Source organism: Marinococcus halophilus (assembly GCF_002265875.1).
In the GTDB taxonomy this organism is placed as follows: Bacteria; Bacillota; Bacilli; order Bacillales; family Marinococcaceae; genus Marinococcus; species Marinococcus halophilus.
Genome location: NZ_NPFA01000001.1, coordinates 80310 through 92646, shown reverse-complemented (window position 1 = coordinate 92646; position 12337 = coordinate 80310). Strand labels below are relative to the sequence as shown.

Genomic DNA, 12337 nt, shown 5'->3' with positions numbered 1-12337 from the left:
GGGAGCATCTAAAAGAAAAATCGCCCGAAGATAGGCGATTTTTTTATGACGCTGCGTCTTTCACTATAATTTTTTTCTCACAAATATAGGAATGAGCATCTGAGTTTTTAGCCCCCGGTGCTTTTTATATACAAACATTTAATCGGTTGCTTCAAGCTGTTCCTTTTTCCATTTCATGAAGCCGCCCTCCACGTTGATCACGTCAAAGCCGTGATTTTGGAGAATGCTGGCCGCGATCGCGGAGCGTTTCCCCGAGGCGCAGTGGACGGCCACCGTCTGCTCCGTGGAAAGTTCATCGGTACGGTTTGGCAGCTGTTGGAGGGAGACATGCACCGCGTCCGGCACGTGCGACTGGTCCCATTCGTCCTGGTAGCGGACATCGAGAATCTGCACGTCGTTGTGGCGACGGCGTTCCTCCACCTGTTTCGGGGTTTCCCGGGCATACGTGCGCAGGTTCGACGTGCTGGCCACCACCGACGTGGCATAGAAGCCTTTCAGGCGGTCCATGCCCATGCCGGTGAGAATCCGGCGCAGTTTATTGTATTGGAACGGCTCGGCGATCAGGTAAATATCCGCTTCATAGTCAGCGAGCCGGCCCATCCATTCGGCAAAAGCGCCGGGATACGGCAGGTTAATGGTGCCTGGAATGCTGCCGAGCGCGAACGCGGCCGCACTGCGGGTGTCCACGACCATCGTGTGGGACTGTTCCGCCAGTTGGGAAACCTCGTCGCCGGTGCCCTGCATTTCCACGGCAGCCGGAACGTCGGCGACCGGGGTCACGGCCTGCTTGTTTACTTCTTTCATTTTGGCAAAGTACGCTGGCGGCTCGCTCTGCCCGTCGAGAAGAAAGTCCACGAAGGCCTGCTCCCCGGTCGGCTGAAAGGCGGGGTTGTACATCCGCTCGTAGCCGACAGTACTTGTCGGCACGGCGCCGAGCGCTTTGCCGCAGGCGCTTCCGGCGCCGTGGCCCGGCCAGATCTGCATATAATCGCCGTATTCCTTGAACCGCTGGAGAGATTCGAACATCTGCCGGGCGCCTTGATCCGCGGCATCCTTCACGCCCACGGATTTTTCAAGCAGGTCGGGACGGCCGACATCGCCGACGAAGACGAAGTCACCGGTGAAAACACCCATCGGATGGTCGGCCGCGGCACCGTCGGTGAGTTCATAGGAGACATGCTCCGGGGTATGACCCGGCGTGTGCAGCGCTCTCAGCTTGACGTTACCAATATAAATGGCTTCACCATGCGTCACGCCGTGCAGCGGCAGGTTCTGGTCCCATTCATAGCCGCCGTTGTCAGCGCCTTCGGTGGAATAATAGATGGTGGCGCCGGTCCGGCGGGCAAGCTCGGTCACCCCGGAGACAAAGTCCGCGTGAATGTGCGTTTCGAACGCCCCGGTAATACGGAAGCCCTGTTCGCGGGCGATCTGCAGATAGTCTTCGATATTACGGGAGGGATCAATCACGGCTGCTTCGCCAGTAGCCTGGCAGCCGATCATATAGGAAGCTTGGGCTAACGACGTGTCATAAAAATATTTCAAGTACATGAATGATCGCTCCTTAAGATTAGAATAGATGTTACTCAGTCTTGCCGGTCCATGCGTTCATGCCGCCGGCCATGCTGCGGACGGTAAAGCCCTGGTCCTGGAGGGCTTCGGCTGCGCGGGAACTGCGTTTGCCGGAGCGGCATACGGTCACATAGGACTGCTTAGGATCGAGTTCGTTCATTCGCACAGAGATATCTCCCACAGGGATATGAACCGACTCGGGAATGCGTCCTTCGTCGAGTTCTTCGTCCTCGCGGACATCAATGACCTGGACGCCACTGTTATTTTCGAGTTCCTGCTGAACGTCTGCCGGCTGGACTTCTTCGATGCGCTTGTCTTCTGCCATGATAGTCACCTCATTATTGTTAGATCTTATTCTCTATAATTTTTGCAGCTATTTTCTCTCATTGTCTACCTACTACCTACGGGGTAGGGTATCAAAAGGAGAAAAGTGTTAAACGGTCTGATCGATGCCTTGGATTAAGCGGCGTTCAATATCTTCCGCAGTCGCGGTTAGTTCGGGTTCTTCGGCCAAGCCCATTAACACGGACGGGCGGGGCATGCTGATATACGTAGTTTCTGCTTCTTCGTACACGGTGATCTTACAAGGTAAAAAGTCACCCGCCAGTTTATTTTTATTTAAAATCTGTTCGGCTTCTTTCGGGTTGCATACTTCAAGCACTCGGTGCTGGTCCGGAAAGTCGATGCCCTTTTCCTGCAATTTACCGTGCAGGTCCAAATGCCAGAGCACGCCAAAATCAATGGCTTTCAGGTTGGCTTCGAGATCCTCGACAGTATGGCTGACCGATTTTGATGTAGCTACGGTGTAATGAAACATGAAAAGACCTCCTTTTTGCTTTCTACTTGTTGCTATGCCCGGGGGTGTATAGACTGAAACACGTTATCCGGTAACGATCTGGAGCCATATCTGAATGGCGGTTCCTAGAATGATGACCGCCAGGATGCTCTGCAGCAGCTTGGTGTTGACCTTCTGGCCGGCTTTAGCTCCGAGTGGTGCTGCGATCAGGCTGGCTATAATCATGATCAGGGCCGGGCCGTACAGCACCTGGCCGGTCGCCACCTTGCCCACCGTAGCTCCGATGGATGATATCAGGGTCACGGCGAGCGAAGTCGCGATCGTCATCCGGGTCGGAATTTTTAACACGACGAGCATGAGAGGCACCAGAATAAACGCGCCGGCGGCTCCGACAATGCCTGCCCCAATCCCGACCACGAAGGACAAGCCAGCGGCGAGCGGCTTATGAAACGTCATCCGGGTAAGATCCTGGTCGTCGAGGCCTTTTTTCGGCACAAACATCATCACGACGGCGATGGTTGCAAGCAGGGCATACACCATGTTGACGCCCGCTTCGCTGAAAAAATTCGAGGCATAGGCGCCGATAAAGCTGCCGATCAGAATGCTTGTGCCCATGTACAGAATCAGCTGGCCGTTCAGATAGCCGCCTCTGCGGTAGGCCCAGACCCCGCCGATAGTGGCGAAAAAGACCTGAACGGCACTGATCCCGGATACCTCATGCGCGGAAAAGGCGGCGACACCGAGCAGCGGAGGAATGTATAACAGCATGGGGTACTTGATGATCGAGCCGCCAATCCCGACCATGCCGGACACAAAGGAACCGGCAAACCCCAGCAGAAAAATCACGACGATCAACAGTAGTGTCAACGGAAAAACCTCCCTGGCAGTGGCAGGGAAGCACATCCATGACTTCCCCGGGTGCCGATATGGTTAGCCTTTTTGGATCCAGAATGTGTAGACGCCATTGTCTTCGGTGTGATCGAGCAGTTCATGGCCGCCAGCTTTGGCCCAGGCCGTGACGTCACTCTGCGCGCCTTTGTCGGTGGCGTGCAGTTCAAGCACCTCGCCGCTTTCCATGTCTTTAATGGCTTTTTTGGTTTTCAGGATCGGCTGCGGGCAGGCAAGCCCTTTGGCATCAATCGTTGTGTTTGGTTCCATCAAATATCTCTCCTTTAAATTAATGTTGATCATTCGTTTTAATCCACATTCGTCTACGTTCTGCTCTTTAGGTCTTTCAGTAAAAGCCCCTTAAATAAACAGATTCACGTTCCCCTCGGAAGCTTCGCCTAGATATGCGGCTACGCCGGCGTATTCAATATCGTCGCGCAGTTCTTTTTCATCCAGACCAAGCAAATCCATAGTCATGGTACAGCCAATTAACCGTACGTCCTGTTCCCGGGCCATGTCAATCAGCTCCGGCAGCGGCACAGCGTTGTGTTTTTTCATCACTTTTTTGATCAGCTTCGGGCCGAGACCGAGAAAATTCATGTTGGAAAGCCCCATCCGCTCGGCGCCTCGGGGCATTATTTTAGCGAACATCGCTTCAAGTTTTCCTTTGGCCACGCTTTGCTTTTCCGGTTTGCGGAGAGCATTCAACCCCCAGAAGGTATGGAAAATGGTTACTTCGTGATCATACGCGGCTGCGCCGTTGGCGATAATGTACGCTGCCATGGCTTTGTCGTAATCGCCGCTGAATAATACAATGGTCGTTTTTTTGGCTTCTGTCATTCAATCACTCCTTTAATAAATACTTTTACGGGTACGGGTATTATAAACGTTTAAAAATTTTTCCGACTGTTTACCAGTGTTCATTTTTTAATCTTAATTACCCTAAGGGGTATATAAGAAATATAAAATAAACAGGGGGAAGTGTCAATATATTTTGCTTAAAACATTTACTGAAAGTCGAAATTCGTAAAAAATAGCAAAAGAGGGACTGTCCTTCTCCAGGACAGTCCCTGCTTTGCTGATATTTAAAGCAAACTTTTCGTTTAGATAGCCGCGCGTTCGACTTCTCCCTTGCGGAGAATAACGCGGGGATAAGGAAATTCCTCTTCCTGGCCGGCGAACGGGTAATGGACATATTCCACACAAATTGTGCGTTCATATTCTGCGATCACCCGGCACTCTTTTCCATCAAAATACAAAAGTTCATCTTTATCGAATATTTTTACGTCTTTTTCTTGTTCCACTTCCAAACCTCCTTGCCCCTCTCTTTATAGAGTACCTAATTTTGAGACACCCCGCAAGGTAATAAAAGGAAACAGAACAATTTCAGCTGCATATTTACAGATGTGTTATAGCGGATAAGGACGGTCCTGAGCTTGTACACTGATCCACTGCTCGGTCGTAAATTCGTCTAATACCCATTCGCCGTTAAAGCGTCCAATACCGGACTGCTTCTCGCCGCCAAATGGCAGGTGAGCCTCATCGTTTACAGACTGGTCGTTTACATGGACCATGCCGGAATTAATACGGCGCGCTGCCTGCATGCCCCGGTAACGATCCTGAGTGAAGACTGATCCGCTCAAGCCGTAAGGAGAATCGTTGGCAATCCGGATAGCTTCATCCTCGCTCGAGGCCCGAATTAATGTTGCAACAGGGCCGAAAACTTCATCTTTTGCTGCCGGCATGTCGTTAGTTACCTCAGAAAGAACGACTGGCGGTATAACCTGGCCGTTGATTTCAAACTCTGTCTGAAGCTTACCTCCGGCGTCGATCGTGCCCTGTACCAGCTTTTCTATATTTTTGACCTGTTCTTCATTAATGATCGGGCCGACGATTACATTTTCATCCGAAGGGTCGCCAGCTTTTAACGTTTTCGCCACGCGGGTAAATTCTTCGACAAATTCATCGTAAATGTCATTATGAACAATTACGCGGTTCAATGCGAGGCAAATTTGTCCCTGGTGAAGGAATGAACCGAACACCGCTGCTTTGGCAGCTTTCTTCACCTCAGCGTCCGGAAGAACGACCATGGCATTGTTACCCCCAAGCTCAAGGGCAGTTTCTTTTAAGTTCTGCGCTGCGAGTTCAGCAATGTGTGTGCCGACTTCGGTGGAACCAGTGAATGATAACAGCGCCGGTACTTCATGAGTAACGAACGCATCGCCAATTTCAGAGCCGCGTCCGGCGGTAACGTGGAGCACGCCTGCCGGGAATCCGGCTTCTTCAAATAATGCTGCAATCAGCAGGCCGGATGTAACTGGTGTGTCGGAAGCCGGTTTAACTACCACGGTATTGCCTGTTGCCACTGCCGGCGCAATTGTTCTCATTGCAAGGTGGAACGGAAAGTTCCAAGGGCCGATGACGCCGATAACTCCTTTGCCCGAACGGAAGGTATAGTTTTCTTTCCCGGGCGTATTCGAAGGAGCAGTCGAGCCGTGGACACGGTTAGGAAATGAAGTGGATTCGAAAACAATGTTGGAAGCTGTATTGAATTCAGTTTCCGCTTTCAGCCTGCTGCTTCCAGATTCTTTAATCAGCCACTCTACAATGGTTTCCTTCTGGTTCTGCATTACATCATAAAGCCGGTGGAGATACTGCTGCTTTTCGGAAGGGCTGTGGGCGTCCCACGTTTTCTGATAATCATTGGCCGAGTGATAAGCTCGGTCAAGATCATTAGCGTCTGCAGAAGCTATTGTTCCGAGTGAATCGCCATTATAAGGGTTTGTATTTTCGATTGTTTTACTGGATGAGCCGCTCACCCAGGAGCCGTTAATATACTGCTTTGTAAAATCGGTATGCATAGCAACCATCCTTTCATAATTGCCGGATAGGATCCGACAGCAATGTATAATATACCTCATGATGTATTTTTTCAAACATTTAAGATCAGGAAAGATCAATACTATTTGAGAATAATTTAAAATATATAGAAAGCCGGTGTGGAAATTTGAGATGATAGCGTAGCTAGAGGAAAAAGATTTACACAAAGGGGGAGGAGCAATGAAACCATCCACTGCTTATCTATTTGCCGTCGCCGGCGCCTCGTTTTGGGGGTTTACAGGATTGTTCGTACAGAATATGTACCGGTACAATATCGAACCCGGCCAGGTAGTGGCGCTTCGCATGGCCGGGTCGGCCCTGATTCTATTTTTGGCTGTGGCCCTGGTCCGGCCGTATCTTTTGAAGGTCCGGTGGTATGATCTGCCGCATTTTATCGGGCTCGGCGTCGGAAGCATAGCTCTCTTCAACTGGTGTTATTTCACTGTCATGGATGAAGCCTCACTTTCCATTGCGGTCGTCCTTCTTTACACAAGCCCCGTGTTTGTAGCACTCATATCGCGGTTTGTATTTAAAGAAAAAATCACAATAAATAAGCTGGCAGCCATTGGGCTTACGATTGCCGGCTGTGTACTGGTGGCCGGGCTTTTTCCCGGCGGAGCCGGTGGGCTTTCGCTGGCGGCCCTTATGATTGGCCTGCTCTCCGGCTTGTGCTGCGGCCTGTACAGTATTCTCGGCAAATTTGTGACGCCGAAATACCACTCCATTACGATTACTGCCTACACGATGCTTACAGGCGGCCTCGTGATGGTTCCTTTCAGCGGCCTGCTGGCAAATGAAGAAGCCATTCAGGAGCCGATGATGTGGGCGTATGGGTTAGGAGGTATACTGCTTTCTACTATTGCTGCATATATATTATTTACCATCGGGTTGAAATATATTGAATCGGGCAAGGCAGCGATTTTGTCCACCGTGGAGCCGATGGTGGCTATTGTGATTGGCGTCGTCGCCTTCGGGGACAAGCTAAGCGGCTGGCAGGGAATCGGAATTGTTCTCATTTTCTCGGCGGTTGTTCTTTCCATTTATTCAAGACCGGGAAAATTCCGGAAAAAGCGTGGAAGCAGGCAGAAAAAACTACAAAACGAGTGGGAGAAGAAGCCTGGCGAAGACGTTTAAACTGCATATAGCAGGGAACAATTGTAAAAAAGGAGGCAATAACATGGATGTACTGGTTATAGGGGCGAATGGGCATACGGGGAGACTCTTGGTAGAACAGCTTGCAGCTCATCCGGAGCACACTCCGCACGCCATGATCCGCGAAGTTTCCCAGGCCGATGAGCTGAAAAAGATGGGAGCGGCATCCACGATTCTTGCAGACCTTGAAGAAAATACGGCGACCGCTTTAAAAGGAATGGACGCTGTAATGTTTGCCGCTGGTTCTGGTTCCTCCACCGGACCGGAAAAAACAGTCAGCGTGGACCAGCAGGGAGCGAAGAAAACAATTGATGCAGCAAGGGTACAGGATGTGAAGCATTACGTTATGCTGAGCGGCATCGGCGTCGACGACCCTCAGGGACCTATTAAACATTACGCGGAAGCAAAATTGAATGCAGATAAGCATTTGCAGAGCAGCGGGATTCCCTACACAATTGTGCGTCCGGGAAGGCTTACGTTTGAAAAAAGTACAGGGAAAGTAGAACTTGCAGAAAAACTTTCTAATCCTGAAGAAAGAGACATTTCCAGAGAAGACGTGGCCCGCACGATGATTGCAGCCCTCGACATTGAAAACGCCCGGGGGAAAACAGTCGAGCTGCTTGCAGGAGAACTGGATATCCAGGAGGCCTGGAAAAATTCATAAAATTAGCCCCCGCCGGAAAATGTTTCGGCGGGGGCTGTCTTTTGCTTAAGAAAAGTCGATTTCTTCCGGAGTGTCTCCTTTAGAGTTCATCAGGCGGATGGAATCCGGCTGAATTTCGAGGACAATGTATTCCGGGTTATCCGGAGAGCCGAGCCAGGATTGCACGCTGTCAGTCCAGACTTTTTCCTTCGTCTCCTGGTCATGGCGGATCACGGCTTTTCCGGAGATTTCGACAAAGGCATCTCCGTAACCTTCGCCGTCGTACCCGAGCAGAATATGCACGTTGGAATTTTTTTCGATTTCTTCTGCCTTATGGGTTTGACTGCTCGTCGGTGTCAGAAGGGTAAAATTTTCATTGTAGAATGTCATGTAACGGGAATGGGGTTTATTGCCCTCAATTGTCGCAAGTACGCCCACTTTGTTGTTGTCGATAATGTCAAATGCGTGTCTCTGTGCTTCGTTTTTATCCATGGGTAATCCTTCCTTTCGTAATGAAACTAGTTATCATTATTCCTGTCCCCCTGTACTTTTAAACATGAGTGCAAAGCCGTAAAAACAGGGGTTTTCATAATTGATACAAATTTTATAAAAAGAATGAATATTGTTAATATATCAAAATTTAGTGTTTGCTTAAAAGGAAGAACGGAAATAGGTAAGTGTATTTTGCTGGCGAAATACGAATTTAAACCTAATAGGAGGAATCATTGTGTTTAAGAGAATTGACAAACTGCAAATCGACCTCCCGACGCCCAGTAACCCAGACGCAAACTCAGCCAACGTCGTACAGGAGCTTTTAGGTGGAAAATTCGGTGAAATGTCAACGCTCAACAACTATTTATTCCAGTCGTTTAATTTCCGCAGCAAAAAACAGCTACGCCCATTTTATGATCTAGTCGCAAGCATCACAGCCGAAGAACTTGGACACGTAGAGCTGGTTGCCAATACAATAAATTTATGTCTGCAGGGGTCGACAAACCAGAGCGGCCAGGATCCGGCCAATCCGGACAGTACTCCGCTTAGTGAAGCTATGGATTCAAGGAATCCGCAAAGCTTTATTTTTGCCGGCCAGAACTCAGTGCCGAAAGATTCGATGGGGGCGCCGTGGACAGGAGATAACGTCTTTACAAGCGGTAACCTCGTCAACGATCTGCTTCACAATTTCTATCTCGAGTGCGGGGCCAGAACGCACAAGATGCGGGTATATCAAATGACTGACAACGAAACTGCCCGTGAACTATGCGGCTATCTGCTTGTGCGCGGCGGCGTGCACGTGGTGGCTTACGCCAAAGCACTGGAGAAATTAACAGGTGTGGACGTAACGAAAATGCTTCCAGTGCCGGACCTTGATAACAGTAAATATGACCACGCCCACAAATACGAAGCAAAGGGAGCGCACCGTAAGCTCTATCGTTTCAGTGACAATGATTACACAATGCTTGACCGGATCTGGAACGGGCCGTCCCCGGTTGGGCCGCCAGGCGAACTCGAGGTAGTTAGCGACATGCCAACGCCGGAAGGCGGGGAAATTCCGAACCTCGACCACATTCCGGAAGAATTTGCGCCGGGATTTGACGAGCAGCAGTTCCGGGAAATGTCGAAAAAATTGAACTACGAAGCAGGACTTTAAATATTAGTACCCGAAGCAGGAAAGCACCGCCGGCTGGCGGTGCTTTTGGTTTGAACAAACATATAGTTATAGAAAGAAAGGAAGCAGCAGATGAAAACGCCAGTAATTATGGATATGGACCCGGGACACGACGATGTCATTGCTTTATTTCTTGCAGCGGGGCATCCGGATATGGATATCCGGGCTGTGACGACCGTTTCAGGTAATGCAGATATTGGAAAGACAACAAGAAATGCTTTAGTGGCTGCTGATACCGCCGGCCTGGACAAAGTGCCGGTGGCCGAAGGAGCAGGAAGGCCTCTGGTCCGTATGCCGGAGCATGCACCTTCGATTCACGGCGAGTCGGGTCTTGACGGGCCTGCACTTCCAGTACCTGCACATATGGTGGAAGAGAGACATGCCGTAGACGTGATGGAGGAGGTTTTGCTTCATTCGGAGGAGGATATTACTGTTATTGCGACAGGCCCTCTCACAAACGTTGCTCTTTTATGCCGGAAAAACCCGAAGGCGGCCCGGAGGATCCGCCGTTTATCGATCATGGGCGGCGGAACGTTCGGTAATTGGACCCCGGCAGCAGAATTTAATATTTATGCGGATGCAGAAGCAGCAGAGATCGTATTTGCAAGCGGCATCCCGATAACGATGTGCGGCCTCGATGTCACCCATCAGGCGTTAGCATCCGAATCTGTGGTGGAGCGGATCAAAGAAATACCGACTATGGCTGCCCAGTTTACGTACGAATTGCTTGACCATTTCCAGCGTGCTTATGAAGAGCGTTTCCACCTGGCACTCCCGCCAGTTCATGATCCATGCGCGGTGGCAGTGTGCCTGGCCCCGTCCCTTTTTACATTTGAATCCGCCGATGTGAAAGTGGAAACAGCGGGAAAGCATACGTATGGGGAAACGGTCATCGATACTACTGCTGGAGGACCGGTGCAGATCGCAGTAGATATTGACAATGATAAATTTTGGGGTCTGATCGTACAATCGCTTAAAAATCTGCCATAATGGAGATAGAAAAGAAAGCGTTAAAATTATACAGTCAAGGGAGCAGGAGGGACGCATATGGGTTTTTCTGTAGAAATGAACTGGGAAATTATTACGAATAAGCAGGCTGAGCGCCTCGATGAAAGAAATTTTCGGTTGATCAAAGATAACTATCAAATGTTTCCGCTTGATCATCCGCTTCCAATTCATACGTTTGCTGAAAAAGTACCCTTTGGCAAGGCGGTGATTCACCGGGTGGAATGGGAGTCTCACCGCACAACGATTGAATACGAGCTGGTGTCATTAACGTCTGTAAATTAAGCAAAAAAGTAAGCGAACCGGAAACAAAATCTGCGAAAAACCGAATGGTCAGCTTTCTGCATTCGGTTTTTTTATGTTTTTATTTATGTTCATTTTCATCAAAATTGTACTTGTAACCCTTTAAGACGAACTGCGGGGAAGGGCCGCGTATGATAAAATGAGTTTTTGTCGCCTGGTAATGGTACATATGGATGTTGATCCGACATATTTATTTTAAATGAAAAGGGGCTGCGATTGTGTCGTTTGATGTCATTGGAATGGCTTTAGTTGTTATTAGTATGGTTCTTGCTCTTGGAAAGTGGGTCCGTCTTCGGATTCCTTTATTACAGCGTTTATTTTTGCCAAGTGCCCTCATCGGCGGATTTTTAGCTCTCCTGCTTGGGCCTGGGGTTTTAGGAAGGATTAACCAATCGCTGTTTGGATCCCGCTTTTTGGAAAACGGGCTATTCACAGCGGATATTCTTGAAGTTTGGGGTGCACTGCCAGGCCTCCTTATTAACGTTGTTTTCGCCTGTTTATTCATCGGGTTCCGTCTTCCGAACATGAAAGAAATGCTCAGGGTCGGCGGGCCGCAGATTGCTTTTGGGTACACCCTTTCCTGGGGGCAGTACGTAGTAGGCATCAGTCTTTGCCTGTTATTCTTGACGCCGGTCTTTGGCCTGCCGCCGGCTGCCGGGGCGCTGATTGAAATTGGTTTTGTGGGCGGCCACGGTACAGCCGCCGGGCTGGAAAGTACATTCACCCAGCTGGGCTTTGAGCAGGGTTATGATCTGGCGATCGGCCTTGCCACTGTGGGTGTACTTTCCGGAGTTATCGCTGGGGTCATTTTATTGAATTGGGGTGTGCGCCGTAACAAGTCAAACATACTCAAAAAACCAGAAGATGTTTCGGTGGACGCCCAGTTAGGCATTAATGAGCATGAGGCACGAGATGCTGCGGGCAAAATGACCACGTCTCCCACTTCAATCGATCCTCTTGCTTTTCACGTTGCTCTAGTAGCTATTGCTGTTTTTACCGGATATTTGCTTCTCGAAGCACTCGTGTGGCTGGAATCCGTAACATGGGGAGCATGGAGCGGAGTCTATATCTTTGAATACATTCCTTTATTTCCGCTAGCTATGATCGGCGGTATTCTGCTTCAACTGGTGTTTACGAAATGGGATCGCTTTGACATCATCGACCGTGGCCTGATCAACCGTATCCAGGGGTTGTCGCTTGACCTGCTGATCGTTAGTGCACTGGCAAGTTTGCAGTTATCAGTACTAGGCACTTATTTCCTGCCTTTTCTCATTTTAGCTGTTTCGGGTATTTTGCTGAATGTGCTCGGTTTTATCTATTTGGCGCCCCGTATGATTCCATCGTATTGGTTTGAGAGAGCTCTTGGCGATTTTGGGCAGTCTACTGGCGTGGCAGCGACTGGGCTTCTCTTAATGAGGGTGGCTGATCCTGAAAA

Annotated in this window: 14 protein-coding genes and 1 pseudogene; 6 read left to right on the top strand and 9 right to left on the bottom strand. The window is 49.7% G+C overall.

Annotation, left to right across the window (positions count from 1 at the left end):
• Nucleotides 1-138 precede the first annotated feature (138 nt).
• The 8 genes from CHL76_RS00525 to CHL76_RS00490 form a co-directional block, all read right to left on the bottom strand.
• Entirely contained in the window at nt 139-1548 is a 1410-nt protein-coding gene (locus CHL76_RS00525; RefSeq protein ID WP_079474944.1) for an MBL fold metallo-hydrolase, read from the bottom strand.
• Between the two features lie 31 nt (nt 1549-1579).
• A complete protein-coding gene (locus CHL76_RS00520) occupies nt 1580-1894 on the bottom strand; it encodes a rhodanese-like domain-containing protein (protein ID WP_079474945.1) in 315 nt (104 codons plus the stop codon).
• A gap of 108 nt (nt 1895-2002) precedes the next feature.
• A complete protein-coding gene (locus CHL76_RS00515) occupies nt 2003-2386 on the bottom strand; it encodes a DUF302 domain-containing protein (protein ID WP_079474946.1) in 384 nt (127 codons plus the stop codon).
• Between the two features lie 63 nt (nt 2387-2449).
• Nucleotides 2450-3268 carry a sulfite exporter TauE/SafE family protein gene (locus CHL76_RS00510; protein WP_079474947.1) on the bottom strand — a complete coding sequence of 273 codons (819 nt, stop codon included), beginning with the start codon at nt 3266-3268 and terminating at the stop codon, nt 2450-2452.
• A 27-nt stretch (nt 3269-3295) separates the two neighbouring features.
• The gene (locus CHL76_RS00505) at nt 3296-3523 is read right to left on the bottom strand and encodes a sulfurtransferase TusA family protein (protein ID WP_079474948.1); all 228 of its coding nucleotides are present in this window, start codon (nt 3521-3523) and stop codon (nt 3296-3298) included.
• Between the two features lie 90 nt (nt 3524-3613).
• Nucleotides 3614-4093 (bottom strand): DsrE/DsrF/DrsH-like family protein, encoded by a 480-nt coding sequence (locus tag CHL76_RS00500; RefSeq protein ID WP_079474949.1) that lies wholly within the window; start codon nt 4091-4093, stop codon nt 3614-3616.
• A 263-nt stretch (nt 4094-4356) separates the two neighbouring features.
• Entirely contained in the window at nt 4357-4557 is a 201-nt protein-coding gene (locus CHL76_RS00495; protein ID WP_079474950.1) for a hypothetical protein, read from the bottom strand.
• A 105-nt stretch (nt 4558-4662) separates the two neighbouring features.
• Entirely contained in the window at nt 4663-6114 is a 1452-nt protein-coding gene (locus CHL76_RS00490) for an aldehyde dehydrogenase family protein (RefSeq protein ID WP_094907529.1), read from the bottom strand.
• A 199-nt stretch (nt 6115-6313) separates the two neighbouring features.
• Between CHL76_RS00490 and CHL76_RS00485 the strand changes: the two genes are divergently transcribed.
• Together CHL76_RS00485 and CHL76_RS00480 are read left to right on the top strand one after the other, a co-directional pair.
• The gene (locus tag CHL76_RS00485) at nt 6314-7267 is read left to right on the top strand and encodes a DMT family transporter (protein ID WP_079474952.1); all 954 of its coding nucleotides are present in this window, start codon (nt 6314-6316) and stop codon (nt 7265-7267) included.
• Between the two features lie 43 nt (nt 7268-7310).
• Nucleotides 7311-7949, top strand: coding sequence for an SDR family oxidoreductase (locus tag CHL76_RS00480; RefSeq protein WP_079474953.1), 639 nt, complete (start codon nt 7311-7313; stop codon nt 7947-7949).
• Nucleotides 7950-7994: 45 nt separating this feature from the next.
• On the opposite strand, the gene CHL76_RS00475 is transcribed toward CHL76_RS00480, so the two are convergent.
• The gene (locus CHL76_RS00475) at nt 7995-8420 is read right to left on the bottom strand and encodes a pyridoxamine 5'-phosphate oxidase family protein (RefSeq protein ID WP_079474954.1); all 426 of its coding nucleotides are present in this window, start codon (nt 8418-8420) and stop codon (nt 7995-7997) included.
• Between the two features lie 235 nt (nt 8421-8655).
• On the opposite strand from CHL76_RS00475, the gene CHL76_RS00470 reads away from it, so the two are divergent.
• The 4 genes and pseudogenes from CHL76_RS00470 to CHL76_RS00455 form a co-directional block, all read left to right on the top strand.
• Nucleotides 8656-9576, top strand: coding sequence for a manganese catalase family protein (locus tag CHL76_RS00470; RefSeq protein ID WP_342351580.1), 921 nt, complete (start codon nt 8656-8658; stop codon nt 9574-9576).
• Between the two features lie 90 nt (nt 9577-9666).
• Nucleotides 9667-10584 carry a nucleoside hydrolase gene (locus CHL76_RS00465; protein ID WP_079474956.1) on the top strand — a complete coding sequence of 306 codons (918 nt, stop codon included), beginning with the start codon at nt 9667-9669 and terminating at the stop codon, nt 10582-10584.
• A 57-nt stretch (nt 10585-10641) separates the two neighbouring features.
• Nucleotides 10642-10884 carry a DUF2584 family protein gene (locus CHL76_RS00460; protein WP_079474957.1) on the top strand — a complete coding sequence of 81 codons (243 nt, stop codon included), beginning with the start codon at nt 10642-10644 and terminating at the stop codon, nt 10882-10884.
• Nucleotides 10885-11141: 257 nt separating this feature from the next.
• Nucleotides 11142-12197 (top strand): annotated as a pseudogene (locus CHL76_RS00455) (sodium/glutamate symporter); the annotation flags it as partial.
• Nucleotides 12198-12337 lie beyond the last annotated feature (140 nt).

Bases quoted from the DNA above. Each gene is read 5' to 3' on its own strand.
- CHL76_RS00525 (WP_079474944.1), bottom strand. From the start codon at position 1,548: ATGTACTTGAAATATTTTTATGACACGTCGTTAGCCCAAGCTTCCTAT.
- CHL76_RS00520 (WP_079474945.1), bottom strand. From the start codon at position 1,894: ATGGCAGAAGACAAGCGCATCGAAGAAGTCCAGCCGGCAGACGTTCAG.
- CHL76_RS00515 (WP_079474946.1), bottom strand. From the start codon at position 2,386: ATGTTTCATTACACCGTAGCTACATCAAAATCGGTCAGCCATACTGTC.
- CHL76_RS00510 (WP_079474947.1), bottom strand. From the start codon at position 3,268: ATGTGCTTCCCTGCCACTGCCAGGGAGGTTTTTCCGTTGACACTACTG.
- CHL76_RS00505 (WP_079474948.1), bottom strand. From the start codon at position 3,523: ATGGAACCAAACACAACGATTGATGCCAAAGGGCTTGCCTGCCCGCAG.
- CHL76_RS00500 (WP_079474949.1), bottom strand. From the start codon at position 4,093: ATGACAGAAGCCAAAAAAACGACCATTGTATTATTCAGCGGCGATTAC.
- CHL76_RS00490 (WP_094907529.1), bottom strand. From the start codon at position 6,114: ATGCATACCGATTTTACAAAGCAGTATATTAACGGCTCCTGGGTGAGC.
- CHL76_RS00485 (WP_079474952.1), top strand. From the start codon at position 6,314: ATGAAACCATCCACTGCTTATCTATTTGCCGTCGCCGGCGCCTCGTTT.
- CHL76_RS00480 (WP_079474953.1), top strand. From the start codon at position 7,311: ATGGATGTACTGGTTATAGGGGCGAATGGGCATACGGGGAGACTCTTG.
- CHL76_RS00475 (WP_079474954.1), bottom strand. From the start codon at position 8,420: ATGGATAAAAACGAAGCACAGAGACACGCATTTGACATTATCGACAAC.
- CHL76_RS00465 (WP_079474956.1), top strand. From the start codon at position 9,667: ATGAAAACGCCAGTAATTATGGATATGGACCCGGGACACGACGATGTC.
- CHL76_RS00460 (WP_079474957.1), top strand. From the start codon at position 10,642: ATGGGTTTTTCTGTAGAAATGAACTGGGAAATTATTACGAATAAGCAG.